The organism is Cognatishimia coralii (genome assembly GCF_037478305.1).
GTDB lineage: Bacteria > Pseudomonadota > Alphaproteobacteria > Rhodobacterales > Rhodobacteraceae > Cognatishimia > Cognatishimia coralii.
The window spans coordinates 732,571-757,115 of the sequence record NZ_JBBGAZ010000001.1 but is presented as its reverse complement, the minus strand read 5'-3'; the positions used below and the strand labels follow the sequence as shown (position 1 = coordinate 757,115).

At 57.6% G+C, this 24,545-nt stretch carries 26 protein-coding genes; 24 read left to right on the top strand and 2 right to left on the bottom strand.

The window, feature by feature from the left end:
- From WG622_RS03885 to WG622_RS03770, 24 genes are all read left to right on the top strand, one after another.
- Entirely contained in the window at window positions 1-789 is a 789-nt protein-coding gene (locus WG622_RS03885) for a crotonase/enoyl-CoA hydratase family protein (RefSeq protein WP_339402368.1), read from the top strand.
- A gap of 330 nt (window positions 790-1,119) precedes the next feature.
- Window positions 1,120-1,485: an NADH-quinone oxidoreductase subunit A gene (locus WG622_RS03880; protein ID WP_209356568.1), complete on the top strand. Its 366-nt coding sequence runs from the start codon at window positions 1,120-1,122 to the stop codon at window positions 1,483-1,485.
- The gene (locus WG622_RS03875) at window positions 1,476-2,009 is read left to right on the top strand and encodes a NuoB/complex I 20 kDa subunit family protein (protein WP_245168688.1); all 534 of its coding nucleotides are present in this window, start codon (window positions 1,476-1,478) and stop codon (window positions 2,007-2,009) included. Before WG622_RS03880 ends, WG622_RS03875 begins: the two co-directional genes overlap by 10 nt.
- Window positions 2,006-2,614: an NADH-quinone oxidoreductase subunit C gene (locus WG622_RS03870; RefSeq protein ID WP_339402367.1), complete on the top strand. Its 609-nt coding sequence runs from the start codon at window positions 2,006-2,008 to the stop codon at window positions 2,612-2,614. Before WG622_RS03875 ends, WG622_RS03870 begins: the two co-directional genes overlap by 4 nt.
- Window positions 2,614-3,837, top strand: coding sequence for an NADH-quinone oxidoreductase subunit D (locus WG622_RS03865; protein ID WP_339402690.1), 1,224 nt, complete (start codon window positions 2,614-2,616; stop codon window positions 3,835-3,837). Before WG622_RS03870 ends, WG622_RS03865 begins: the two co-directional genes overlap by 1 nt.
- A complete protein-coding gene (locus tag WG622_RS03860) occupies window positions 3,837-4,991 on the top strand; it encodes an NADH-quinone oxidoreductase subunit E (protein ID WP_339402366.1) in 1,155 nt (384 codons plus the stop codon). The genes WG622_RS03865 and WG622_RS03860 overlap by 1 nt, the downstream gene beginning before the upstream one ends.
- Before the next feature lie 33 nt (window positions 4,992-5,024).
- The gene (locus WG622_RS03855) at window positions 5,025-5,678 is read left to right on the top strand and encodes a helix-hairpin-helix domain-containing protein (protein WP_339402365.1); all 654 of its coding nucleotides are present in this window, start codon (window positions 5,025-5,027) and stop codon (window positions 5,676-5,678) included.
- A 55-nt stretch (window positions 5,679-5,733) separates the two neighbouring features.
- Complete coding sequence (locus WG622_RS03850) at window positions 5,734-5,958, top strand: DUF5337 domain-containing protein (protein WP_339402364.1); 225 nt, start codon at window positions 5,734-5,736, stop codon at window positions 5,956-5,958.
- Between the two features lie 5 nt (window positions 5,959-5,963).
- Window positions 5,964-7,262: an NADH-quinone oxidoreductase subunit NuoF gene (nuoF, locus tag WG622_RS03845; protein ID WP_209356563.1), complete on the top strand. Its 1,299-nt coding sequence runs from the start codon at window positions 5,964-5,966 to the stop codon at window positions 7,260-7,262.
- Between the two features lie 11 nt (window positions 7,263-7,273).
- Window positions 7,274-7,627 (top strand): hypothetical protein, encoded by a 354-nt coding sequence (locus WG622_RS03840; protein ID WP_339402363.1) that lies wholly within the window; start codon window positions 7,274-7,276, stop codon window positions 7,625-7,627.
- A gap of 169 nt (window positions 7,628-7,796) precedes the next feature.
- Window positions 7,797-8,192 (top strand): DUF5333 domain-containing protein, encoded by a 396-nt coding sequence (locus tag WG622_RS03835; protein ID WP_339402362.1) that lies wholly within the window; start codon window positions 7,797-7,799, stop codon window positions 8,190-8,192.
- A 2-nt stretch (window positions 8,193-8,194) separates the two neighbouring features.
- Window positions 8,195-10,213, top strand: coding sequence for an NADH-quinone oxidoreductase subunit NuoG (nuoG, locus tag WG622_RS03830; protein WP_339402361.1), 2,019 nt, complete (start codon window positions 8,195-8,197; stop codon window positions 10,211-10,213).
- Window positions 10,214-10,221: 8 nt separating this feature from the next.
- The gene (locus WG622_RS03825) at window positions 10,222-10,635 is read left to right on the top strand and encodes a YNQ4 family lipoprotein (RefSeq protein ID WP_438838904.1); all 414 of its coding nucleotides are present in this window, start codon (window positions 10,222-10,224) and stop codon (window positions 10,633-10,635) included.
- Between the two features lie 6 nt (window positions 10,636-10,641).
- On the top strand, window positions 10,642-11,682 hold the full coding sequence (nuoH, locus tag WG622_RS03820) for an NADH-quinone oxidoreductase subunit NuoH (protein WP_339402360.1): 1,041 nt from the start codon (window positions 10,642-10,644) through the stop codon (window positions 11,680-11,682).
- Between the two features lie 2 nt (window positions 11,683-11,684).
- On the top strand, window positions 11,685-12,179 hold the full coding sequence (gene nuoI, locus WG622_RS03815) for an NADH-quinone oxidoreductase subunit NuoI (RefSeq protein WP_209356557.1): 495 nt from the start codon (window positions 11,685-11,687) through the stop codon (window positions 12,177-12,179).
- Complete coding sequence (locus WG622_RS03810; RefSeq protein ID WP_339402359.1) at window positions 12,176-12,583, top strand: carboxymuconolactone decarboxylase family protein; 408 nt, start codon at window positions 12,176-12,178, stop codon at window positions 12,581-12,583. The genes nuoI and WG622_RS03810 overlap by 4 nt, the downstream gene beginning before the upstream one ends.
- Window positions 12,580-13,188, top strand: a complete 609-nt coding sequence (locus WG622_RS03805; RefSeq protein ID WP_339402358.1) for an NADH-quinone oxidoreductase subunit J — start codon at window positions 12,580-12,582, stop codon at window positions 13,186-13,188. Before WG622_RS03810 ends, WG622_RS03805 begins: the two co-directional genes overlap by 4 nt.
- 73 nt (window positions 13,189-13,261) lie before the next feature.
- Entirely contained in the window at window positions 13,262-13,567 is a 306-nt protein-coding gene (gene nuoK / locus WG622_RS03800; RefSeq protein WP_072794219.1) for an NADH-quinone oxidoreductase subunit NuoK, read from the top strand.
- 6 nt (window positions 13,568-13,573) lie between these two features.
- On the top strand, window positions 13,574-15,664 hold the full coding sequence (nuoL, locus tag WG622_RS03795) for an NADH-quinone oxidoreductase subunit L (RefSeq protein WP_339402357.1): 2,091 nt from the start codon (window positions 13,574-13,576) through the stop codon (window positions 15,662-15,664).
- Entirely contained in the window at window positions 15,664-17,208 is a 1,545-nt protein-coding gene (locus tag WG622_RS03790) for an NADH-quinone oxidoreductase subunit M (protein WP_339402356.1), read from the top strand. The genes nuoL and WG622_RS03790 overlap by 1 nt, the downstream gene beginning before the upstream one ends.
- Window positions 17,209-17,220: 12 nt before the next feature.
- Window positions 17,221-18,660: an NADH-quinone oxidoreductase subunit NuoN gene (gene nuoN, locus WG622_RS03785; protein WP_339402355.1), complete on the top strand. Its 1,440-nt coding sequence runs from the start codon at window positions 17,221-17,223 to the stop codon at window positions 18,658-18,660.
- Between the two features lie 72 nt (window positions 18,661-18,732).
- A complete protein-coding gene (locus tag WG622_RS03780) occupies window positions 18,733-19,485 on the top strand; it encodes a biotin--[acetyl-CoA-carboxylase] ligase (protein ID WP_339402354.1) in 753 nt (250 codons plus the stop codon).
- 12 nt (window positions 19,486-19,497) lie between these two features.
- A complete protein-coding gene (locus WG622_RS03775) occupies window positions 19,498-20,268 on the top strand; it encodes a type III pantothenate kinase (protein ID WP_339402353.1) in 771 nt (256 codons plus the stop codon).
- Window positions 20,269-20,274: 6 nt separating this feature from the next.
- The gene (locus tag WG622_RS03770) at window positions 20,275-21,942 is read left to right on the top strand and encodes a ribonuclease J (RefSeq protein WP_339402352.1); all 1,668 of its coding nucleotides are present in this window, start codon (window positions 20,275-20,277) and stop codon (window positions 21,940-21,942) included.
- A gap of 65 nt (window positions 21,943-22,007) precedes the next feature.
- Here the strand turns inward: WG622_RS03770 and WG622_RS03765 are convergent, their stop codons facing one another.
- Both WG622_RS03765 and WG622_RS03760 read right to left on the bottom strand, forming a co-directional pair.
- Complete coding sequence (locus WG622_RS03765) at window positions 22,008-23,393, bottom strand: DEAD/DEAH box helicase (RefSeq protein WP_339402351.1); 1,386 nt, start codon at window positions 23,391-23,393, stop codon at window positions 22,008-22,010.
- Window positions 23,394-23,573: 180 nt separating this feature from the next.
- Window positions 23,574-24,542: a glycosyltransferase family 2 protein gene (locus WG622_RS03760; protein WP_339402350.1), complete on the bottom strand. Its 969-nt coding sequence runs from the start codon at window positions 24,540-24,542 to the stop codon at window positions 23,574-23,576.
- Window positions 24,543-24,545 lie beyond the last annotated feature (3 nt).

Here is a 24,545-nt window from a genome sequence, read left to right as displayed (position 1 = left end):
ATGAGCGCGTTTCAAACGATCCGGATCGAGACTGACCCGCGCGGCGTCGCAACGCTTTTGTTGAACCGAGCGGAAAAGCATAATGCGCTTTCAGCCCTCATGATCCAAGAGCTGACCCAAGCAGCAACGCTTTTGGGGCAGGACGCGGATGTTCGGGTCGTTGTGCTGAAGGGGGCTGGCAAGAGTTTCTGCGCAGGCGGTGATCTCGGCTGGATGCAAGAACAGATGGCGGCGGATGCCGAGACCCGTGCGCGCGAAGCCAAAGCGCTTGCAATGATGCTCAATGCCTTAAACACGATGCCCAAGCCTTTGATTGGCTGTCTTGAAGGCAATGCCTTTGGCGGCGGCGTTGGGATGACCTCGGTCTGTGATGTGGCGATTGCGGCTGAGGGGATAAAAATGGGTCTCACCGAGACGCGCCTTGGGTTGATCCCGGCCACCATCGGCCCCTATGTCCTCGCCCGAATGGGAGAGGCCAATGCGCGACGTGTGTTTATGTCGGCCCGACTGTTTGATTCAGACGAGGCAAAAGAGCTTGGGCTGCTGGCCAAGGTGGTGGCCAAAGACGAGATCGATGCGGCCGTTGAGGCCGAGATCCTGCCATATCTGAGCGCTGCACCTGAAGCCGTTGCGCGGGCGAAACGTCTGGCTCTCGCGCTTGGGGGGAACATCACCGAAGAGACCATCGATCACAGCATTTCCGAGCTTGTGTCATGCTGGGAAACCGAGACCGCGAAGGAAGGCGTTTCTGCGTTTTTTGAAAAGCGTATACCGCGCTGGGTTTCTTAGAAAATTAGTCAACAAGACCGTGGAAAAATAATTTACAATCCCGCTCTCATGACTGGCCTTTCAACGCGCGTTTTCTACACCCGTAGAAATACTATGTTTTTAAGGCGATTTTGCTGAAGTCTTGAGGAAATCAGCCTTCACCGAAGACCGATCACCCAACGGCAGCCCGCAGGACGCTCTGCGCACATCTAGTGTGGGTTTACAAATGGTTCACAATTTAAGGTGAGAAAGCGCCCTTTTGGTTGACCACGCAAGAGGGCGCAGGTAAACCCACGATGATTGATACAGCCATCTAGACTGCACGCTGCTGTGCATGAAAGGAGCCACCCTGTGGAAGAGATGCTGAGGGAGTACCTCCCGATCCTCGTGTTTCTGGCCATCGCCATTGCACTTGGCCTTGTTCTTATTCTCGCCGCTGTTGTTGTTGCCGTTCGAAATCCCGACCCTGAAAAAGTCAGCGCTTACGAGTGTGGTTTCAACGCGTTTGACGATGCGCGGATGAAGTTCGACGTCCGGTTTTATCTGGTCTCGATCCTCTTCATCATCTTCGATCTCGAGATCGCGATGCTATTCCCTTGGGCTGTGGCCTTTAAGGACATCTCGATGGTCGGCTTCTGGTCGATGATGGTGTTCCTGGGCGTTCTGACCATTGGCTTTGCCTATGAGTGGAAGAAGGGGGCCTTGGAATGGGAGTAGTGACGGGGGCGAATTCTGCGGGCGCTGACAAAGAAGTCGCGACGCAGGCTCTGAATGCCGAGCTGCAGGACAAGGGCTTTCTGCTGACCTCGACCGAGGACATTATCAACTGGGCCCGCACCGGCTCGCTGCACTGGATGACGTTTGGTCTGGCGTGCTGTGCGGTCGAGATGATCCAACTCTCGATGCCGCGTTATGACCTTGAGCGGTTTGGGACTGCGCCGCGTGCGTCTCCACGTCAGTCTGACCTGATGATCGTGGCGGGTACCCTGACCAACAAAATGGCCCCTGCGCTGCGCAAGGTCTATGACCAGATGCCAGAGCCTCGTTATGTGATTTCCATGGGCTCCTGTGCCAATGGTGGCGGCTACTACCACTATTCCTATTCGGTTGTACGTGGCTGTGACCGCGTGGTGCCTGTGGATGTCTATGTGCCGGGTTGCCCTCCAACAGCGGAAGCGCTTCTTTATGGGATCCTGCAGTTGCAACGTAAGATCCGCCGCACGGGGACTTTGGTACGATGAGTGATGCACTGAACGAACTGGGCGCTCTGATCGAGGCCAAGCGTACCGATTGCGTCCTGGCCTGGGACGTGACCTTCGGTGAACTGAACATTGACGTGGCCCCAAGCAATCTCTTGGCCTTTGTCGAGTTTTTGAAAACCGAGCCGACCTGCAAATTCTCGACCCTGATCGACATCACCGCTGTGGATTATCCAGAGCGGTCAAAACGCTTTGACGTGGTCTATCACTTCCTGTCGATGCATCAGAACCAACGGGTGCGCCTGCGCGTCTCGATCCGCGAAGAGGATATGGTGCCGTCGATCACGCCCGTCCACGCGGGTGCGAATTGGTTTGAGCGCGAAGTCTTTGATATGTTTGGGATTATCTTCACAGATCACCCAGACCTGCGCCGCCTGCTTACTGACTACGGTTTCCGTGGGCACCCGCTGCGCAAGGACTTCCCGACCACAGGCTACACCGAAGTGCGTTACGACGAAGAGCTCAAGCGTGTTGTCTATGAGCCGGTCGATCTGGTGCAGGAATACCGTCAGTTTGATTTCATGTCCCCATGGGAGGGCGCGAATTACATCCTGCCGGGCGATGAAAAGCAGGAGGAGGCGAAATGATGGACGGCTCCAAATTTGACGACGGCAGCGTAGACGCGCTGCAGGGCGAACAGAAAATCCGCAACTTTAACATCAACTTTGGCCCGCAGCACCCTGCGGCCCACGGCGTGTTGCGTCTGGTTCTGGAACTCGATGGCGAGATCGTAGAACGTTGTGACCCGCACGTCGGCCTGCTGCACCGTGGTACCGAAAAGCTGATGGAAAGCCGCACGTACCTGCAGAACCTGCCGTATTTTGACCGGTTGGACTATGTGGCACCGATGAACCAGGAACACGCCTGGTGTCTGGCCATCGAAAAGCTGACAGGCACCGAGGTGCCGCGTCGTGCCCAGCTGATCCGCGTTTTGTTCTGCGAAATCGGTCGTGTTCTCAACCACTTGATGAACGTCACCACCCAGGCGATGGACGTCGGCGCGCTGACCCCGCCGCTCTGGGGCTTTGAAGACCGCGAAGAGCTGATGATTTTCTACGAACGGGCCTGTGGCGCGCGTCTGCACGCAAACTACTTCCGCCCCGGCGGCGTGCATCAGGACATCACCGACAAGCTCTTGGATGATATCGAGGAATGGGCGATCACCTTCCCAGATCGCTTGGACAATATCGATGGGCTTTTGACCGAAAACCGGATCTTTAAGCAGCGTAACGTTGATATCGCTGTCGTGGATCAGGAAACCGTGCTGCAATATGGCTTCTCTGGCGTCATGGCGCGCTCTGCTGGCCTTGCGTGGGACCTGCGGCGTGCGCAGCCTTACGAGTGCTACGACGAGTTCGAGTTCCAGATCCCAGTGGGCAAGAACGGCGACTGTTATGACCGTTACCTCATGCGCATGGAAGAGATGCGCCAGTCGGTGTCGATCATCCGTCAGGCGATCGTGAAACTGCGCGAAGCCACCGGCGACGTGCTGGCGCGTGGCAAGCTGACTCCTCCTAAGCGGTCGGACATGAAGACCTCGATGGAGAGCCTCATCCATCACTTCAAGCTTTACACCGAAGGTTTCCACGTCCCTGCGGGCGAGGTCTATGCGGCGGTCGAAGCGCCGAAGGGTGAGTTTGGCGTTTATCTGGTCGCCGATGGCACGAACCAGCCCTACCGCGCCAAGATCCGCGCGCCGGGATATGCGCATTTGCAGGCCTGTGACCACCTGTCCAAAGGCCACCAGCTGGCTGATGTGGCCGCGATCATCGGCACCATGGATATCGTTTTTGGGGAGATTGACCGTTAATGCTGCGTCGTCTTTATCACGAACAACCTGAAAGCTTTGCCTTCACAGCCGCCAATCAGGCCTGGGCCGAAGCGCAGATGACTAAGTATCCCGAGGGTCGCCAGGCCTCTGCTGTGATCCCGCTGTTGTGGCGTGCACAGGAGCAAGAGGGCTGGCTGTCTAAGCCCGCGATCGAAGCGGTCGCGGATCTGTTGGGAATGGCCTATATCCGCGTGCTTGAGGTCGCGTCCTTCTACTTTATGTTCCAACTGCAACCTGTTGGTTCCGTTGCGCATTTGCAGATTTGCGGCACGACGTCCTGCATGATCTGCGGGGCAGAGGATCTGATTTCAGTCTGCAAAGAAAAGATCGCAGAGCGCCCGCATGAGCTGTCTGCCGATGGCAAGTTTTCATGGGAAGAGGTTGAGTGCCTCGGTGCCTGTGCAAACGCCCCAATGGCGCAGATCGGCAAGGACTACTACGAAGACCTGACAGCTGCGCGTCTCGGCGAGATGATCGACGAGATGGCACGTGGCGAGGTGCCTGTGCCGGGGCCTCAGAACGGCCGTTACGCGGCAGAGCCTTTGAACGGACTGACCTCTTTGGGTGAGTTTGACTCGGGCAAAACCAAATACAATGCGTCGGCGCAACTGGCGACGGATCTCGGCGACAGCATCAAGCGGATTGATGGCACCGAAGTGCCTCTGACCACGCCTTGGATTGGCAAGGACGGCAAAGTCGCGGGTCGTGATGCGGCGGATCCGACGCCGGCGGCTGCGGAACGTCCGAAGTCAGCCGCGCAGCAGGCCAAAAAGCCTGCCAAGAAAGCACCTGCCAAGAAAGCCGCGCCCAAGGCCGAGAAAGCCGCCGAAGGGGCTGCCGAGGTTAAGGAAAAAGCGCCGCGCCGCATGAAAGCTGCGCGCAAAGCTGGTGCAGATGATCTGAAACAGTTGAAAGGTGTGGGACCAAAGCTAGAGCAGACGCTCAACGAGCTTGGCTTCTATCACTTTGACCAAATTGCAAAATGGACCGAGGCCGAAGTGGCGTGGGTAGACTCTCGCTTGAAATTCAAGGGTCGCATCACCCGCGATGGTTGGATCGAGCAAGCCAAGATTTTGGCAGAGGGTGGAGAGACCGAGTTCTCTAAGAAAGTATCTAAAGGTGACGTCTACTAAGTGACTAATAAGACAGGGTAAAAGGAGCTAGACATGGCAAACGGAAACGGAAATTCAACGCATAGCATTCTTCGATGGGTCATCGCCATCGGGGTGTTTTTGATCGTTTACTTCGTTGCCGAAGACGCCATGGCGTGGCTCTTGGCTGTGATCTTGGGTCTGATTGCTGGTTTCATCGCTTATTGGCTGATCGGCTTTTTGCTGGGTGGCGATGATGCGCCTGCCGCGACTTCGGCCCCAGCGGCAGATCCCGCACCTGCGCCAGCCCCAGCGGCGGAACCTGTTGCAGAAGCCGCGCCTGAGCCTGAAGCGGCTCCCGAACCTGCGCCCGAGCCAGAAGCTGCTGCGGAGCCAGAGGCGGCACCAGAGCCGGCCGCAGAGCCTGAACCTGCGGCTGAAGCTGAACCAGAGCCAGCGCCGGAACCTGCGGCGGAAGCACCCGCTGAGGCGAGCGACAGCCCTGAGGTACTGGATGGACCAAAAGGCGGTGTCGCGGATGATCTAAAAAAGATCAAAGGCGTCGGGCCAGGTCTTGAGAAGACATTGAATGAACTTGGCATTTACCATTTCTCACAGATTGCGGCCTGGGGCCCGTCTGACATCGAATGGGTCGATGCGCGCCTCAAGTTCAAAGGCCGGATCACGCGGGACGATTGGGTCTCGCAGGCCAAGGACATGGCGAAGTAAAACGGAACTTGTCAGGGCGCGGATCGCCGCGCCTTGACGCAACACGAGGGACGAGATGGAGCGCGAGAAGGACACGAGCTTGGCACGCAAGGGACGCACAGTCAGCCTTGTGATCGCCGGAACGCTGATTGTCTGGATGCTTCTTCAAGTCATCGGGCCAATGGTCGGACTGGCCGGGCGCTATGCGCTCTTGTTCGATTTCGCGGCCTTAGCGGCGCTCATCTGGGCGTTTGTGAATATTTATCAGATCTGGCGCATGCGTCAGGCAGAAAAAGGGTAGACCGGATGCTCAAGGATCAAGACCGCATCTTTACCAACCTTTACGGCATGCACGAGCGCACGCTTGCGGGCGCGAAGCAGCGTGGCCATTGGGACGGCACGGCGGGGATCATTGAAAAGGGGCGGGACTGGATCATCGACACGATGAAGGCCTCTGGTCTGCGCGGTCGTGGCGGTGCGGGTTTCCCAACGGGCCTCAAATGGTCCTTCATGCCCAAGGAAAGCGACGGTCGTCCGGCCTATCTGGTCGTGAACGCCGATGAATCTGAGCCTGGCACCTGCAAAGACCGCGAGATCATGCGCCATGATCCGCATACGCTGATCGAAGGCTGTCTGATCGCTTCCTTCGCGATGCAGGCGCATACCTGCTACATCTATCTGCGCGGCGAATATATCCGCGAACGCGAGGCTCTGCAGATCGCCATTGACGAGGCCTATGACGCGGGTCTTCTGGGCCGCAATGCGGCTGGATCCGGCTGGGACTTCGATATCTTCCTGCATCACGGGGCGGGCGCCTATATCTGCGGTGAGGAAACCGCGCTGATCGAGAGCCTTGAGGGCAAAAAAGGCATGCCGCGTATGAAGCCGCCATTCCCGGCGGGGGCGGGGCTCTATGGCTGTCCGACCACTGTGAACAACGTGGAATCCATCGCCGTTGTGCCGACGATCCTGCGCCGCGGTGGCGAGTGGTTCGCAGGCTTTGGTCGTCCGAACAACGCGGGCACCAAGCTCTTTGCGATCTCGGGCCATGTGAACAACCCATGCGTCGTTGAAGAGGCGATGTCGATCACTTTTGAAGAGCTGATCGAAAAACATTGCGGCGGCATCCGTGGCGGTTGGAATAATCTGAAAGCGGTTATTCCGGGTGGCTCGTCCGTGCCTTGCGTGCGCGGAGAGAATATGCGCGACGCGATCATGGATTTCGATTACCTGCGCAATGATCTGGGATCGGGCCTTGGCACAGCGGCGGTTATTGTCATGGACAATGACACCGACATCATCAAAGCGATTTGGCGTCTGTCCAAGTTCTACAAACACGAGAGCTGCGGTCAGTGTACGCCCTGCCGCGAAGGCACTGGCTGGATGATGCGCGTGATGGATCGTCTGGTGCAGGGCAATGCGGATCCAGAAGAAATCGACATGCTGTGGGATGTGACCAAACAGGTCGAAGGTCACACCATCTGTGCGCTTGGCGATGCGGCGGCTTGGCCGATCCAGGGTCTTATTCGCAACTTCCGCGACGAGATCGAAGATCGCATCAAGGCACAGCAAAAGGGTCGCCGTTCGGCGATCGCTGCCGAGTAAGGAGAAACCCCATGCGGACGTCCTCATACGTAACCTTCGGCCTTTGCGCCGCTTTGGCCCTGACCGCGATGTCAGGCTGTAGCCGTCTTAAGAAAGACGACGGGTTGCGTTTTGATGGTGAACGCATGCGGATTAGCGCCAAGCGGATTGATAAAGACGACCGCACGTTTTTCACCGTGACCGCCGGTCCTGTGTCGCGCTCGCTTGAGGGCGCGAAGGGGGCTGCGCATTATGGTGGCACCGAATACTGCATCGAGAACTTCGGCACCTCGACCATCAAATGGGACGTTGATCCCCTGAGCGAAGAGGCCGCCTCCCAAGTTAATCGCGACAGCCTGATCTTAAAGGGGCAGTGCCGTCCGTGAGACTGATTGTTTCATATCCTGGGTCAATCCTTGCCGACATTGGGCAATTCCGCGCCGAAATGGGCGGGAATTCCTCGTGTTATTGCATAACAGCGCCCGATTTTTCCTTTGGACATGGGCCTTCGCGCATAGTGACGCGCGGGGCATTTGCCATGGAAGGAGAAAACACATGCGCATGATATTGATTGCAGGATTGGTCGTTGCGGCAGGCGCTGCTCAGGCGAAACAGGATCTGAAAGATGTTCCATCCGTGTGGAACGGTCTGTTGAACATCGGGATTGCCAATGAGATCCGCGAGACATGCCCGTCGATTTCCGCTCGCATGGTGCGGGCGGCTCTGCGTCTGAACTCTATTCAGAACGAAGCAGAGGGCATGGGCTATAGCCAGGCTGAAATCGATGCCTTCCGCACAAGCGAGGCCAATAAGGCCGCGATGCGGGCCGAGGGCGAAGCCTACATGAAGAACAACGGTGTCGTTAAAGGCGACGCGGAAACCTATTGCGCGCTTGGGCGTGCTGAAATCGCAAAATCCAGCCAAATCGGCAGGCTGTTAAGGGCCAACTGAGTATGTCAGACCTACGCAAGATCATCATCGACGAGCAAGAAGTGGAAGTAGACGGCGCGCTGACGCTGATCCAGGCCTGTGAACAGGCCGGGGTCGAGGTGCCGCGCTTCTGTTACCATGAACGCCTGTCCATCGCGGGCAACTGTCGGATGTGTCTTGTTGAGGTGGTCGGCGGGCCGCCAAAGCCTGCGGCGTCCTGCGCGATGCAGGTGCGTGACTTGCGGCCTGGTCCCGAGGGCCAGCCGCCTGTGGTGAAAACCAATTCGCCCATGGTGAAAAAGGCGCGCGAAGGCGTGATGGAATTCCTCTTGATCAACCACCCGTTGGATTGCCCGATCTGCGATCAGGGCGGCGAATGCGACCTGCAGGATCAGGCGATGGCCTATGGTGTGTCAGGCTCCCGCTTTAAAGAAGCCAAACGCGCAGTGGATGATCTGGATTTGGGTCCGCTGGTCGGCACCGTGATGACCCGCTGTATTTCCTGCACCCGCTGCGTGCGCTTCACGACTGAGGTCGCCGGCATCAACCAGATGGGCCAGACCGGTCGCGGCGAAGATGCCGAGATCACCAGCTATCTGAACCAGACCTTGGACAGCAACCTGCAGGGCAATATCATTGACCTCTGCCCAGTTGGCGCGCTGACATCCAAACCTTATTCCTTCACAGCGCGCCCGTGGGAGCTGACCAAGACCGAGACCATCGACGTCATGGACGCTTTGGGCAGCAACATTCGCGTCGACACAAAGGGCCGCGAAGTCATGCGGATCATGCCGCGCAACCACGATGGCGTGAATGAGGAATGGATTTCTGACAAGACACGTTTTGTCTGGGACGGGTTGCGTCGTCAGCGTCTGGATCGTCCCTATGTGCGTGAAAACGGCAAACTGCGTCCGGCAAGCTGGCCTGAGGCTTTGACCAAAGTGGCAGAGGCCATGAAGGGCAAGAAGGTCGCGGGTCTGATTGGTGATCTTGTGTCTGTTGAGGCGACGTATGCGCTCAAGGCCTTGATCGAAGGGCAGGGCGGGAACGTCGAATGCCGCACCGACAACGCGCGTCTGCCGATTGGCAACCGTGCGGGTTATGTGGGCACGGCCTCTGTCGAAGACATCGATGCCGCGAAATACATCATGCTGATCGGCACCAACCCACGGGTTGAAGCGCCGGTTCTGAACGCGCGGATCCGCAAGGCCTGGATCAATGGCGCGAATGTCGGTCTGGTGGGCGAAGCCGCTGACCTGACCTATGACTACCACCACGCCGGCACCGACCGCAAAGCGCTGAGCGCTCTGTTGGGAGGGAAGCATGGTCCGGTTCTTGAGGTTCCGTCCGTTGTGATCGTCGGCCAAGGCGCTTTGAACGAAGCGGATGGGCTCGCGGTCCTCGCGGCCACTCAACAGCTCGCTGCGGAAACCAAGTCGAAACTCTTGGTTCTGCACACCGCTGCAAGCCGTGTGGGTGCGATGGATGTAGGTGCTGTCACCGAGGGCGGGCTTTTGGCCGCAACCGAGGGGGCTGAGGTCATCTACAACATGGGGGCCGATGAGGTCGATATCGATCAAGGTCCATTTGTAATTTACCAAGGCTCTCACGGAGACCGTGGCGCGATGCGGGCGGATGTGATCCTGCCGGGCGCGGCCTATACCGAGGAAAACGGCCTCTTCGTGAATACCGAAGGCCGCCCACAGCTGGCCATGCGCGCGAACTTCGCGCCGGGTGAGGCGAAAGAGAACTGGGCGATCCTGCGGGCGCTCTCTGCGGAACTGGATGCCACGCTGCCCTATGACAGCCTCGCGCAGCTGCGCAATGCGCTGGTCTCTGACGTGCCGCATCTTAAGAAAGTCGACGAAGTTATTGAAAACGAAGGCGAAGCGCTGGCGACCGACAGCCTCGGCAACGCCGACTTCCGCAATGCGATCAATGATTTCTACCTGACCAACCCGATTGCCCGCGCCTCAACCTTGATGGCAGAGCTATCGGCCAACGCCAAAGCGCGCAAAGACGCGCCGCTGGCTGCGGAGTAAGACTGAGAATGGGGGCAACATTGCATAAGGCACTGACATCGCTGGCGCTGGTCGCCGGCCTGTCTGCGTGCACCATGCAAGAGGGCTCGGTCACCCGCGAGGTGTCTGACCTGTCCCCAAGCTATGACGGTATTCAAACCACGCTTCTGGATGGTGATCTGGTGAATTTCCACGTGGAAATGCAGAATGCCCGCGATCCCGAAGCGCTGGATGAATATGCCGAATGTGCCGCCGCGCAATATGCGCTGATCCGCGGCTTTGGATTTGCGCGCCATGTGCGCACAACAATTGAAATCGAGGGCGATAAATGGCTCGGAGATGCGGTCTATACCGTGTCGCCTGCTTTGCCCCGTGGGCTAAAGACCATTGACGCAGAAGTCACGGTCGCGGCCTGCGAAGAAAACGGAATACCCACGGTGTGAGGACCAATGGCTGAATTTCTGACAACCCCTCTTGGAATAGGCGCAATTATCGTCGCGCAAGTGCTTGCTGTTGTGGGCTTTGTGATGATCTCGCTTCTGTTCCTTGTCTATGGGGACCGCAAAATCTGGGCGGCTGTGCAAATGCGGCGTGGCCCGAATGTGGTGGGGGCCTGGGGCCTTTTGCAAACCGTCGCGGATGCGTTGAAATATGTGGTGAAAGAGATCGTTGTGCCTGCGGGCGCGGATAAAACGGTCTTTATGCTCGCGCCGCTGACGTCCTTTGTGCTGGCGCTGATTGCCTGGGCGGTGATCCCGTTTAATGACACATGGGTGCTTTCGGACATCAACGTGGCGATCCTCTATGTCTTCGCGGTCTCCTCGCTTGAGGTTTACGGCGTGATCATGGGGGGGTGGGCGTCAAACTCCAAATACCCATTCCTCGGGAGCTTGCGCTCTGCGGCACAGATGATCTCTTATGAGGTCTCTATCGGTCTGATCATCATCGGGATCATCATTTCGACCGGCTCCATGAACTTCGGCGACATCGTGCGCGCGCAGGACGGAGACTATGGCTTCTTCAGCTGGTACTGGCTGCCGCATTTCCCGATGGTCTTCCTGTTCTTTATCAGCGCCTTGGCGGAAACAAACCGCCCACCGTTCGACCTGCCCGAAGCGGAATCCGAGCTGGTTGCGGGCTATCAGGTGGAATATTCCTCAACGCCGTTCCTTCTGTTCATGGCAGGTGAATATATCGCCATCTTCCTGATGTGCGCGCTGACGTCGCTCTTGTTCTTTGGCGGTTGGTTGTCCCCAATCCCAAGCCTGATTGGCGACGGCCCGTTGTGGATGGTCGGCAAGATGGCCTTCTTCTTCTTTGTCTTTGCGATGGTAAAGGCAATCACCCCGCGCTACCGCTATGACCAGCTGATGCGCATTGGTTGGAAAGTCTTCCTGCCGATGTCTCTGATCTGGGTCGTGATCGTGGCGTTCCTCGCGAAATTTGAGGCCTTTGGCGGCGCCTATGCCCGCTGGGCGATCGGAGGCTAAGGATGGCAAATATCGACTACACCCGCGCCGCGAAATATTTTCTGCTGGCGGACTTCATCAAAGGCTTTCAGTTGGGTCTGAAGTACTTCTTCGCGCCCAAAGCGACGCTGAACTATCCGCATGAAAAGGGGCCGCTGAGCCCGCGTTTCCGCGGTGAACACGTGCTGCGTCGCTATCCAAATGGCGAAGAGCGCTGCATTGCCTGTAAGCTCTGCGAAGCGATCTGTCCGGCGCAGGCGATCACGATTGACGCGGAACCCCGCGAAGACGGAAGCCGCCGCACCACGCGCTATGACATCGACATGACGAAATGCATCTATTGCGGTTTCTGCCAAGAGGCCTGCCCGGTGGATGCCATCGTCGAAGGCCCGAATTTCGAATTCGCCACCGAGACCCGCGAAGAGCTGTTTTACGACAAGGAAAAACTGCTTGCGAATGGCGACCGCTGGGAAGCCGAGATCGCGCGCAATCTGGAATTGGATGCACCCTACCGATGAGCGATCCAAAGAACCCATTCGAAGCGATGATCGCGCAGTATCAGGACATGGCCAAGGCGATGAACCCTGCGCTGGAATCCTTCACGCCAAAGGGGTTTGAAAACCTCTGGCCGACCATGCCCAAAGACATGATGGAAATGTTCTTTGGCAATACGCTGAACAAAGACGGGCTGGACGCCAAGACGCGGCTTTTGCTGACGCTCGCGGCTTTGACCGTTCTGGGCGGGCAGGCTGAATCTCAGGTCCGCCTGACCGTGCGCCACCTGCTTGAGGCGGGCGCGACGAAACAGGAAATCGTCGAATGTATCGGACAGATGTCCATGTTCGCCGGCATCCCTGCCATGACCAAAGTGATGGAACTCGCGCAAGAGGTCCTGGCTGAAACCGAGGAAGATGACACATGAGTATCGCTGCATTTGCCTTTTACCTTTTCGCGATCTCGGTGGTCGCAGGTGGGCTGTTTACCGTGATCAGCAAGAACCCGGTGCATTCGGTGCTCTGGCTGATCCTGTCGTTCCTCAGCTCTGCGGGGCTTTTCGTGCTGCTGGGGGCTGAATTCGTCGCGATGCTCTTGATCATCGTTTACGTGGGCGCGGTCGCGGTGCTGTTCCTTTTCGTGGTGATGATGCTGGATGTCGACTTTGCCGAGCTTAAGGCCGGCATGGCGCAATATCTGCCGATTGCCTTGCTGATCGGGGTGGTTCTGCTGATGCAATTTGGTCTGGCCTTTGGCGCCTGGACCGAGGCCGAGAACGCGCAGGCGCTGCGTGAGGCGGTTGCGCCCGAGGGTGTGACCAACACGGCGGCTCTGGGCCTCTTGATCTATGATCAATACTTCATGCTGTTCCAATTGGCGGGGCTGATCCTGCTGGTGGCGATGATCGGAGCCATCGTGCTGACCCTGCGCCACCGTCGCGACATCAAGCGCCAGAACGTACTGGAGCAGATGTGGCGTGATCCGGCGCAAGCTATGGAATTGAAAGATGTGAAACCGGGGCAGGGACTCTGACCCGATTTCTGAAAGAAATCGACGCGTTTTCTTTGAAAGAAAACGGGACCGACGCAAAGACCGAGGGACAAAAATGATAGGTCTAGAACATTATCTTACGGTGGCAGCCACGCTGTTCGTCATCGGCATCTTCGGGCTCTTTTTGAACCGGAAGAATGTGATCATCCTGCTGATGTCAATCGAACTGATGCTCTTGGCGGTGAACATCAACCTTGTGGCCTTCTCCAGTTTCCTTGGGGATCTGGTCGGGCAGGTTTTCACGCTCTTTGTCCTGACGGTTGCGGCGGCAGAGGCGGCGATTGGTCTCGCGATCCTCGTCAGCTTCTTCAGAAACCGCGGCACCATCGCGGTCGAAGACGTCAACGTGATGAAAGGCTAGTCGGGCATGGAAACGATCATCCTTTTTGCCCCACTGGTGGGCGCCATCATCGCAGGCTTTGGCTGGCGGTACATCGGAGAAACGGCGGCGCAATATGTGACCACCGGCCTTTTGTTCCTCGCGGCTCTGCTGAGCTGGATTGTGTTCCTGACCCACGGGTCTGAAACCGAACAGATCCATATTCTGAACTTCATTCAGTCGGGATCTCTGGATACGAGCTGGTCGATCCGTCTGGACCGTCTGACCTCGACCATGCTAATCGTTGTGACCACGGTTTCGGCACTCGTGCACCTGTATTCCTTTGGCTACATGGCGCATGACGAGAATTTTGATCACGATCAAAACTACAAAGCGCGCTTCTTTGCCTATCTCAGCTTCTTCACCTTCGCGATGTTGATGCTGGTGACCTCTGACAACCTTGTTCAGATGTTCTTTGGCTGGGAAGGCGTGGGTGTCGCGTCCTATCTGCTGATCGGTTTCTACTGGAAGAAACAGAGCGCAGGGGCGGCGGCGATCAAAGCCTTTGTGGTGAACCGTGTGGGCGACTTTGGCTTTGCGCTCGGCATCTTCGCGCTGTTCATGCTGACCGACAGCATCAATTTCGACGTGATCTTTGCGTCTGGACCAATGTTGGCTGAAACCTCCGTGCGGTTCCTTTGGACTGACTGGAACGCAGCCAACCTGATTGCCTTCCTGCTGTTTGTCGGCGCGATGGGCAAATCGGCGCAGTTGATCCTGCACACCTGGTTGCCCGACGCGATGGAAGGTCCGACCCCTGTGTCAGCCCTCATCCACGCAGCGACCATGGTGACCGCAGGTGTCTTCCTTGTGTGCCGCATGTCACCGATCATGGAGTTCGCACCAGAAGCCATGATGTTCGTAACCTTCCTCGGCGCGACCACCGCGTTTTTCGCGGCGACCGTGGGGCTGGTTCAAAACGACATCAAACGCGTGATTGCCTATTCGACCTGTTCGCAGCTGGGCTATATGTTCGTGGCCGCGGGCGTCGGCGTTTATTCAGTCGCGATGTTCCACCTGTTCACACACGCCTTCTTCAAAGCGATGCTCTTCCTTGGCGCGGGCTCCGTGATCCACGGTATGCATCACGAGCAGGACATGCGGAACTATGGCGGGCTGCGTAAGAAGCTGCCTTATACCTTCTGGGCGATGATGCTGGGTACGCTGGCGATCACTGGTGTGGGTATCCCATCTGTTATCTTCACACTGAACCATGTTCCAATCGGTTTCGCTGGGTTCCTGTCAAAAGACGCCGTCATCGAAAGCGCCTACGCAGGCACGGCCGGCGGCTACGCTTTCTGGATGCTGGTCGTCGCCGCACTTTTCACGTCTTTCTACAGCTGGCGCCTTATGTTCCTGACGTTCTACGGCGAACCACGCGGTGACAAGCACACGCATGATCATGCGCACGAGAGCCCGCGCGTTATGCTGATCCCACTAGGCGTGCTTGCGCTTGGTGCGGTTTTTGCGGGGATGCTTTGGTACTCAAGCTTCTTTGGTAAAACCAATGAGGTCGTGAAGTTCTTTGGCGGTCATTACGAAGAACCGGCGAAGGAACTGGCAGCCGCCGTGGCAGAGAACAATCCTAAGGCCTCCAAGCTGAAGTATGTTATGGCCGATGAACCAGGCGAAGCCGCCATTTACATCAAGCCAGAAAACACCATCCTGCACGAAGCTCATTATGTGCCGCCTTGGGTAAAAGTCGCTCCGTTCTTCGCGATGCTGGCTGGCCTGATCGTCGCGCTGTGGTTCTACATCTGGGACCCAAGCATGCCGCGCAAAGTGGCCGAGAGCCAACGTCCTCTCTACCTGTTCCTCTTGAACAAATGGTACTTTGACGAGATCTATGACTTCCTCATCGTGCGTCCCGCGCAGGCCCTTGGCCGCTTCTTGTGGAAACGCGGAGATGGATCGGTCATTGATGGCTTCCTCAATGGTGTGGCCATGGGCATCGTGCCCTTCTTCACCAAACTCGCTGGCCGCGCGCAGTCGGGCTACATCTTTACTTACGCATTCGCCATGGTGATCGGCATCGCCGTTCTCGTGACCTGGATGACCTTCTCTGGAGGATCCCACTAATGGATAACCTTCTTTCCATTGTGACCTTCATTCCGCTGGCAGCGGCAGCGATCCTGCTCGTCTTCCTGCGCGGAGACGACGCGGCAGCGCAACGCAACGCCAAATGGGTGGCCTTGATCGCGACCACGATCACCTTCCTTGTGTCGCTGTTCATTCTGGCCGAGTTTGATCCGAACAACACCGGCATGCAGTTCGTCGAAGAACGCGAGTGGCTCTTGGGCCTGCAGTACAAGATGGGCGTGGACGGGATTTCGGTTCTGTTTGTGATGCTGACGACCTTCATGATGCCGCTGACGATTGCCGCGTCTTGGGACGTGAAGCACCGCGTCAAAGAATATATGATCGCCTTCCTGCTGCTGGAAACGCTGATGCTTGGCGTGTTCATGGCGCTGGATCTGGTGCTCTTCTATCTGTTCTTTGAAGCAGGCCTCATTCCGATGTTCCTGATCATCGGTATCTGGGGCGGAAAGAACCGCATCTATGCGAGCTTTAAGTTCTTCCTCTACACCTTCCTCGGCTCTGTGCTGATGCTGGTGGCGATGGTGGCGATGTTTGCGGATGCGGGCACCACTGACATTCCGACGCTCATGAACCACACCTTCGCGTCTGAGAGCTTCTCGATCCTTGGGGTGCATATCGTCGGCGGTTTGCAGACGCTTCTGTTCCTGGCGTTCTTCGCGTCCTTTGCGGTGAAAATGCCGATGTGGCCGGTCCACACCTGGTTGCCGGATGCGCACGTTCAAGCGCCGACAGCGGGCTCTGTGGTTCTGGCAGCGATCCTGTTGAAGATGGGCGGCTACGGCTTCCTGCGCTTCTCTCTGCCGATGTTCCCAGTGGGCTCCGAAGTTCTCACCGACCTCGTCCTTTGGATGTCCGCGATTGCTATCGTCTACACCTCGCTGGTGGCGCTGGTGCAGGAAGATATGAAGAAGCTGATTGCTTATTCATCCGTTGCTCACATGGGCTACGTGACCATGGGGATCTTTGTTGTGAATCAGCAGGGTATCGATGGCGCGATCTTCCAGATGCTGAGCCACGGCTTTATCTCGGGCGCGCTCTTCCTTTGTGTGGGCGTTATCTATGACCGCATGCACACCCGCGAGATCGACGCCTATGGCGGCCTTGTGAACCGCATGCCCGCCTACGCGCTGATCTTCATGTTCTTTACCATGGCCAACGTCGGCCTGCCGGGCACCTCGGGCTTTGTCGGGGAATTCCTGACACTGATGGGCGCCTTCCAGAAAAACACCTGGATTGCTGCGATTGCGACCTCGGGCGTGATCTTCTCGGCGGCCTATGCGCTGTGGCTCTATCGCCGGGTTGTCATGGGCGATCTGATCAAAGAGAGCCTCAAGACCCTCAAAGACATGACCCCGCGCGAGAAATGGATTTTCGCGCCGCTGGTGGCAATGACCCTGATCCTGGGGGTCTATCCATCGCTGGTCACCGACATCATCGGCCCTTCGGTTGAAGCGCTGATTGCTAACTATGACTCCGCCGTTGCGCATATGGCTGATGCCGCCGCGCACGCTGGCGACCATTAAGGAGAGACGGGAATGATCTCTGCTGATCTGACAATCGTTCTGCCGGAAATTCTGCTGGCGATCTACGCAATGGTCGCGCTGGTGGGCGCGGTGTATACGGGCAAAGACGGGCTTGCGGGCTTGTTGACCTGGGTGACCTCGCTGATCTTTGTGCTGCTGGCGGCCTGGATTGGTCTGGCCGAGGGCGGCACGCAAACCGCGTTTAACGGCATGTACAATGACGATGCCTTCTCGCGTTTTGCCAAGGTTACGATCCTCTTGTCTGCGGCGGCTGTTTTGGTCATGGGCCAGGACTATATGGCGCGCCGGAACATTCTGCGGTTTGAATACCCGCTGCTGGTGGCGCTGGCCGTTGTCGGCATGATGGTGATGGTCTCTGCCGGAGACCTCATGGCGCTTTACATGGGCCTCGAGCTGCAATCGCTGGCGCTCTATGTGGTTGCGTCTTTGCGACGGGATTCTGTGCGGTCCACTGAGGCAGGCATGAAGTACTTCGTGCTGGGCGCGCTGTCTTCTGGTCTGCTGCTTTACGGCTCTTCGCTGGTTTACGGCTTTGCTGGCACCACGAATTTCGCGGGCATCATTCAGGCAGTAGGTGAGGGGCACACCCCTCTGGGTCTGCTCTTTGGCCTGGTGTTCATCGTGTCTGGCCTCGCGTTCAAAGTCTCTGCGGTTCCGTTCCACATGTGGACGCCTGACGTCTATGAGGGCGCGCCGACCCCGATCACGGCTTTCTTTGCAACTGCGCCAAAAATGGCGGCGATGGGGCTGTTTGCCCGCGTTGTGCATGATGCCTTTGGTGGCGTTGTTGGCGACTGGCAGCAGATAGTGGCGCTGCTGTCGCTCTTGTCCATGTATCTGGGTGCGGTCGCTGCAATCGGTCAGCGCGATATCAAACGTCTGATGGCCTATTCCTCGATTGCCCATATGGGCTTTGCGCTGATGGGTCTTGCGGCTGGTACGGCCTTCGGCGTGCAGGCGATGCTGATCTATATGGCGATCTATGTGACCATGAATGTCGGCACTTTTGCCTTTATCCTGTCGATGGAAAAAGACGGCATGCCCGTCAGCAAGATTGATGCGCTCAACATGTACGCAAAACGCGAACCGGGCAAAGCGCTGGCGATGCTGATCCTCTTGTTCTCGCTGGCAGGTGTGCCACCGCTGGTGGGCTTCTTTGGCAAGTTCTATGTGCTGCGCGCGGCCTATGATGCGGGTCTGGCGTGGCTGGCAGTGGCCGGTGTGATCGCCTCGGTCATTGGCGCGTTTTACTACCTGCGGATCGTCTACTTTATGTACTTCGGTGAGGACCAAGACGGGCTCGACAAGAACCGCAGCCCTGTACTGAGCGTCTTCTTGATGGGCTCAGCAGCTGCGATGCTCTTTGGTGTGATCAACCTCTTTGGCGTTGAGACTCTGGCACAGGTTGCGGCGGCGGCTTTGGTCAACTGAAGCAGCTGAACGAATTGACGAAAGGCGCGCCCGCAAATGGCGCGCCTTTTGAGTGTTTGGAGCAAGATGAATATGACGGAGTGGCCTGAAGGATATGGGCGGCGTGTCTTGGCCGAGGTCGATAGCACCAATGCCGAGGCCGCGCGTATGGCGGCGGATCTGGCAGGGCCGACTTGGATCTTGGGTCTAAAGCAGACGGCGGGCCATGGGCGGCGAGGGCGTGTCTGGAGCCATCCTGAGGGGAATTTTGCCGGCTCTCTTGTGATGCGTCCTGCAGCGCAGGCCAGTGAAATGGCAAAGCGCAGTTTCGTGGCGGCGCTGGCGTTGCATGACGCGCTGAGCGATGTGACAGGGCATGGCGCGCGGTTTTCTCTGAAGTGGCCCAACGACATTTTGCTGAATGGAGGCAAGGTTGCGGGCATCCTGCTTGAGAGCGCAGGTGGGCCGGGCGGGGTCATCAGCCATATCGCGATTGGCATGGGGGTGAACCTTGCGGCGGCTCCTGACGTGGGCGAGGTTGAGCCCTGGGCCACACGGCCGGTTTCACTGTTGTCTGAGACCGGTGTGCTTGTGACGCCTGAAGAGTTTCTGGATGTTTTAGCCCCCGCATTTGCCCGTTGGGAAGCGCAGATTGCGACCTATGGGTTTGAGCCGATCCGGACAGCTTGGCTCGCGCGGGCGGCGAAAATCGGTGAGGTCATTACAGCACGCACCATGCGCGAGGAATGGACCGGGACCTTTGAGACAGTGGACAACGAGGGTAATCTCGTGTTGAAGACCGCTCAAGGCGTCGTGGCGATCCCGGCGGCGGATGTGTTTTTCTAAGGGGGCGAGATCATGCTTCTGGCCATCGATTGCGGCAACACCAACACGGTTTTCTCGATTTGGGACGGGGAAAAATTCCTCTGCACGCTGAGAACATCCACCCACCACGCGCGTACGGCGGATGCCTATTTCACCTGGTTCTCGACGCTGATCAAACACTATGAGCTGGAGCTGGACATCACGGATGTGATCATCTCGTCCACGGTGCCGCGGGTTGTGTTTAACCTACGCGTCTTTGCGGATCGGTTCTTTGATTGTCGTCCGCTGGTGGTTGGCAAGCCGGAATGCCTGTTGCCGATAGAGCCGCGTGTCGATGAAGGCACTCTGGTTGGCCCTGACCGGCTGGTGAATGCAGCCGGAGCCTATGATCGCCATGGTGGCGATCTGATTGTTGTGGATTTCGGCACCGCGACCACTTTTGATGTTGTGGCCGCGGATGGGGCCTATATAGGCGGGGTGATCGCGCCCGGTGTGAACCTCAGCCTTGAGGCCTTGCATCAGGCGGCGGCAGCCCTACCTCATATCGACATCGCCAAGCCTCAGAAGGTGATTGGCACCAATACGGTGGCCTGCATGCAGTCGGGCGTGTTCTGGGGCTATGTGGGGCTGGTGCGTGAGGTCTGCGACCGCATCAAGGCCGAACGCGATCGGCCGATGAAAGTGATTTCTACGGGGGGGCTCGCCCCGTTGTTCCAACAGAGCCATGCGTTGTTTGACGCATTCGAAGACGACTTAACGATGCACGGTTTGACCGTGATCTATGATTATAACAAGGACAACTGACGACATATGAGCAGTGAAAGATTGATCTACCTGCCCCTCGGTGGGGCGGGTGAAATTGGCATGAATGCCTATGTGTATGGCTATGGCAAGCAGGGGTCGGAACGGCTGATCCTGGTGGATCTGGGCGTGACGTTTTCCGATATGGAGACCTCGCCTGGCGTTGATCTGATTTTCCCAGACATGACCTGGCTGATCGAGAACAAAGACCGTCTTGAGGCGATCTTTATCACTCATGGACACGAGGACCATATCGGGGCCGTGGGCCATTTCTGGGATCGGCTGGGTGCGCCGGTCTATGCACGGACGTTTACGGCCAATCTGGCACGGCGCAAGATGGTGGACCATGGGCAGCCCGAAGAGGCCGTGAAGACCGCCTCGACCTGGCCTGAGACCATTTCTGCAGGGCCGTTTACGGTGGGCTTCTTGCCGGTCAGCCACTCAATCCCTGAAAGCGGTGCTTTGGTGATTGATAGCCCGGCGGGACGGGTCATTCACACGGGTGACTTCAAGCTGGATGAAACACCTGTGGTGGGCGAGCCCTTTGATCCGGACCTCTGGGCGTCGGTGAGCAAGGGTGGAGTGCAGGCGCTGGTTTGTGACTCAACCAATGTGTTTTCGCGCCATGAGGGGCGTTCTGAGGCCACTGTAGGGCCCGAGATCGAGAAGCTGGTTTCCGCTGCACCCAATATGGTGGCGGCGACGACATTCGCCTCCAACGTGGCGCGGGTCAAGACGCTGGCAGAGGCTGGACATCGGGCAGGGCGCTCGATCTGTCTCATGGGTCGTGCCATGCGGCGTATGATTGAAGCGGCGATTGAGACTGGCGTTCTGAGCGACTTTCCAAAGGTCGTGAGCCCAGAGGATGCTCAGAATATCCCGCGCGAAAACTTGATGCTTTTGGTGACCGGATCCCAAGGCGAACGGCGCGCAGCGACGGCGCAACTGGCGCGGGGCAAGCACAATGGGATGACCTTGAAAGAGGGCGATCTGTTCCTGTTCAGTTCGAAAACCATTCCGGGCAATGAAAAAGGCGTCATTCGCATCGTGAACCAGCTCTCGGAAATGGGCGTGGATGTGGTGGATGACAGCTCGGGGCTCTATCACGTGTCTGGTCACGCCAATGGGCCGGATCTGGAGCGGTTGCAGGACATCGTTAACCCCAAGATGGTCGTGCCGATGCATGGCGAGCACCGCCACCTGCGCCAGCACGCGAAACTGGCCGAGGCCAAGGGGCGCGCGAGCGTGGTTGCTGTGAATGGCACGATGCTGGATCTGTCGGGGGATGCACCCAAGGTCACGGAGTTTGTCGAAACCGGGCGCACCTATCTGGATGGCAAGGTCAAGATCGGCGCGCTGGATGGAATTGTGCGCGACCGGATCCGCATGGCTCTGAATGGGCATGCGATTGTGAATGTCATTCTGGATGAGGACGACGAGCCTTTGGGCGAGCCATGGGTTGAGCTGATGGGCTTGCCAGAGCAGGGCAGCAGCTTTGCGCCTTTGGTGGATGTGCTCGAAGAAGACCTCAGCCAGTTTCTAGGGCGCGCGGGGGAAAAGACCCTGGCGGATGACGACAAGCTCACCGAGGGGATGCGGCGCGTGTTGCGGAACTCTGCCATGGGCGAGATCGGCAAAAAGCCTGAGGTGACGGTGATTATCAGCCGGATGAGCTAAGGTGCTGTCTATAAACGAAAAAAGCCCTCTCGATTTGAGAGGGCTTTTTGTTTGTCTTTGTGCGTTTAGCTCGCGCGGCGCTCGTCAAAGCTGAGGGCGATAAAGCTTGGCATATGATCGCCCATGCCCACGACATTGTCGTCGCGCCCGCGACCCCCACGGCCGCCACGTCCGCCGCGAGAGCGGCTTTGGTTTTGCGTCTTGCCGTTGGTGTCCTTGACCGGAGCCTCATCGCTGCGCGCCTCGCTTGGCTCGGGCGTTTGCTCTTCGGTCTTCGCTTTGCGCGGCTTGCGCTCCGCAGGTTTGACGGGGTTTTCGATGCGAGGGATCTCTTTTTGGATCAGCGCTTCGACCGCATCAAATTGCTTTTCATCGCGAGGAGAGCAGATCATGACCGCCTTGCCGGAACGCCCCGCGCGGCCTGTGCGGCCGATGCGGTGCACATAGTCCTCGGCATGGCCTGGCACGTCGAAATTGAACACATGGGTCACGTCTGGGATGTCCAGACCACGCGCGGCCACGTCAGAGGCCACGAGGAACTGAAGATCGCCATTGCGGAATTCATCCAGCGTTTTCATCCGCTGGCTCTGATCCAAGTCGCCGTGAATAGGCGCTGCGTTCAGCCCGTATTTCTTCATGGATTTCGCGCAGATATCCACGTCGGTCTTACGGTTGCAGAAGATGATTGCGTTGGTGCAGGTCTCGCCCTCAAGCTTGATCAGCTCGCGCAGAACCTTGCGTTTCTCGCTGCCTTCGCGGTCGCGACGGCTGGCTTTGAACATGACCACGCCTTGTTCGATATTTTCCGAAGCCGTGGCCTGGCGGGCAACTTCCACGCGTACAGGGGCCGACAGGAAGGTGTCTGTGATCCGCTCGATCTCTGGCGCCATTGTGGCCGAGAAAAACAGGGTCTGACGTGTGAACGGCGTGAGGCCAAAGATACGTTCGATATCTGGGATAAAGCCCATGTCGAGCATCCGGTCCGCTTCATCCACAACCATGACTTTTACGTCCGACAGGATCAGCTTGCCGCGCTCGAAATGGTCCAATAGGCGACCTGGCGTTGCGATCAGAACATCGACGCCTTTGTCGATGATCGCTTCCTGTTCCTTAAAGCTGACGCCACCAATGAGCAGCGCTTTTGTCAGCTTGAGGTTCTTGGAATAGGCATCAAAGTTTTCTGCAACCTGCGCCGCCAGTTCTCGCGTCGGGCACAGAACCAAAGACCGCGGCATGCGTGCGCGGGCACGGCCACGGGCCAAAAGTGAGATCATTGGCAGGGTGAAGCTGGCAGTCTTGCCAGTACCGGTCTGAGCGATGCCCAAGACGTCCTTGCCCTCTAGGGCAGGCGGGATGGCACCAGCTTGGATAGGGGTCGGGCTTTCGTAGCCCGCGTCTTCGACGGCTTTGAGAACCTTGGGGTTCAAATCAAGGTCGGAAAATTTTGTCATCTGTATCCATTTTTTGCGGATGCTGCCGTCCCATTGCAGCTTCGTTTGCACGCCATACGCGCGCTTTCGGGGCAGGGGTTATATGACTAGCCTTAGACGGTCCAGCCCCTAGTTTGAGCGACCTCTAAGATTGCAGCCCGTGCGACAATTACCACGCACATTGTTGCCCATCTGGAAACACTATAGCACAAAATTGGGAAAGTGTTTCTGAACCTTCTGTGAAAGCCCGAGAGCATAGCTGCGCAGCAATCCGTGCGCATTCAGCCGCGCGCGCAGCTCTGGGGTGGCCAGACAGACCTCTTCGAAAAAGGCGCGAAGGTCGTCTTTGCCACTGGTTTGCAGCGAAGAGAACACGACATGTTTCGAAACGCGCCCAGAGGCCGGGTTGATATTTTTCCCCAAGTCTTCGCGATAGGAGCCTTTGGTCAGGCGAAACTCCATGATCTGGAGCCATTTCTCCCAGCTTTCGATATGACGGTGGCAAAGCTCAACACCGGGCAGGGGCGGATCGGCGATATCGGTCTTTGATTTGTCCTCGGCCAGATGAAAGGCGCGGTGGATGCCAAAGTGGATCTTGCCCTGGCCCGTGCGCAGGAATTGTTTCCCTGCGGTGTGGCTGATGAAGCCGTCTTTGAACATACCGCCAAATGTCGGATAAAGCGCGGCTTCGAGTTCCTTGCTGCCTTGACCTTCTTTGGGGCGTGCCTTGCAATAGGTGATCTCGGGATCCAGCCCCAAGTGATCCTCAACGCAGAGGCTTTCACAGGGAAAGACTCGGGCGCAAATCGCACTGGTGGACATACCCGATAGGGCCTGGTCAATCGATGTCTCGGGACAGAGAAATTCATCCACATCGATATGGGCGAGCCAGTCCAGATCCTTGCTTTCGCGATAAACCCGCGACGCGCTTTCAACCTGGCGCACTTGGTGTTTCTTGGGAACATACCCGCAGGTTTCACGCCAATAGGCGCGGTCGGTGCGAAAAGCGCGACATTTGGGGTGTGCGTTCAGCGCGGCTTCGGCTTCTGGGTTGTCATCGTCCAGACAAATCGTGATCTGCGACGCGCCTAAATCGAGGTGATAGGCCGCGAATTTTAGGATATCAGCCGCCGGGGCTTTGATCGTGGAAACGATGCCCCAGCGTGCCAAGGT

What these genes read in the sequence shown, in the direction of transcription:
- WG622_RS03775 (WP_339402353.1), top strand. Translation starts at nt 19,498, where the DNA reads ATGCTTCTGGCCATCGATTGCGGCAACACCAACACGGTTTTCTCGATT.
- nuoH (WP_339402360.1), top strand. Translation starts at nt 10,642, where the DNA reads ATGGCTGAATTTCTGACAACCCCTCTTGGAATAGGCGCAATTATCGTC.
- WG622_RS03855 (WP_339402365.1), top strand. Translation starts at nt 5,025, where the DNA reads ATGGCAAACGGAAACGGAAATTCAACGCATAGCATTCTTCGATGGGTC.
- WG622_RS03885 (WP_339402368.1), top strand. Translation starts at nt 1, where the DNA reads ATGAGCGCGTTTCAAACGATCCGGATCGAGACTGACCCGCGCGGCGTC.
- WG622_RS03770 (WP_339402352.1), top strand. Translation starts at nt 20,275, where the DNA reads ATGAGCAGTGAAAGATTGATCTACCTGCCCCTCGGTGGGGCGGGTGAA.
- WG622_RS03825 (WP_438838904.1), top strand. Translation starts at nt 10,222, where the DNA reads ATGGGGGCAACATTGCATAAGGCACTGACATCGCTGGCGCTGGTCGCC.
- nuoK (WP_072794219.1), top strand. Translation starts at nt 13,262, where the DNA reads ATGATAGGTCTAGAACATTATCTTACGGTGGCAGCCACGCTGTTCGTC.
- WG622_RS03870 (WP_339402367.1), top strand. Translation starts at nt 2,006, where the DNA reads ATGAGTGATGCACTGAACGAACTGGGCGCTCTGATCGAGGCCAAGCGT.
- nuoL (WP_339402357.1), top strand. Translation starts at nt 13,574, where the DNA reads ATGGAAACGATCATCCTTTTTGCCCCACTGGTGGGCGCCATCATCGCA.
- WG622_RS03860 (WP_339402366.1), top strand. Translation starts at nt 3,837, where the DNA reads ATGCTGCGTCGTCTTTATCACGAACAACCTGAAAGCTTTGCCTTCACA.
- nuoG (WP_339402361.1), top strand. Translation starts at nt 8,195, where the DNA reads ATGTCAGACCTACGCAAGATCATCATCGACGAGCAAGAAGTGGAAGTA.
- nuoF (WP_209356563.1), top strand. Translation starts at nt 5,964, where the DNA reads ATGCTCAAGGATCAAGACCGCATCTTTACCAACCTTTACGGCATGCAC.
- WG622_RS03840 (WP_339402363.1), top strand. Translation starts at nt 7,274, where the DNA reads ATGCGGACGTCCTCATACGTAACCTTCGGCCTTTGCGCCGCTTTGGCC.
- WG622_RS03780 (WP_339402354.1), top strand. Translation starts at nt 18,733, where the DNA reads ATGACGGAGTGGCCTGAAGGATATGGGCGGCGTGTCTTGGCCGAGGTC.
- WG622_RS03835 (WP_339402362.1), top strand. Translation starts at nt 7,797, where the DNA reads ATGCGCATGATATTGATTGCAGGATTGGTCGTTGCGGCAGGCGCTGCT.
- WG622_RS03865 (WP_339402690.1), top strand. Translation starts at nt 2,614, where the DNA reads ATGGACGGCTCCAAATTTGACGACGGCAGCGTAGACGCGCTGCAGGGC.
- WG622_RS03765 (WP_339402351.1), bottom strand. Translation starts at nt 23,393, where the DNA reads ATGACAAAATTTTCCGACCTTGATTTGAACCCCAAGGTTCTCAAAGCC.
- WG622_RS03850 (WP_339402364.1), top strand. Translation starts at nt 5,734, where the DNA reads ATGGAGCGCGAGAAGGACACGAGCTTGGCACGCAAGGGACGCACAGTC.
- WG622_RS03875 (WP_245168688.1), top strand. Translation starts at nt 1,476, where the DNA reads ATGGGAGTAGTGACGGGGGCGAATTCTGCGGGCGCTGACAAAGAAGTC.
- WG622_RS03805 (WP_339402358.1), top strand. Translation starts at nt 12,580, where the DNA reads ATGAGTATCGCTGCATTTGCCTTTTACCTTTTCGCGATCTCGGTGGTC.
- WG622_RS03790 (WP_339402356.1), top strand. Translation starts at nt 15,664, where the DNA reads ATGGATAACCTTCTTTCCATTGTGACCTTCATTCCGCTGGCAGCGGCA.
- nuoN (WP_339402355.1), top strand. Translation starts at nt 17,221, where the DNA reads ATGATCTCTGCTGATCTGACAATCGTTCTGCCGGAAATTCTGCTGGCG.
- nuoI (WP_209356557.1), top strand. Translation starts at nt 11,685, where the DNA reads ATGGCAAATATCGACTACACCCGCGCCGCGAAATATTTTCTGCTGGCG.
- WG622_RS03810 (WP_339402359.1), top strand. Translation starts at nt 12,176, where the DNA reads ATGAGCGATCCAAAGAACCCATTCGAAGCGATGATCGCGCAGTATCAG.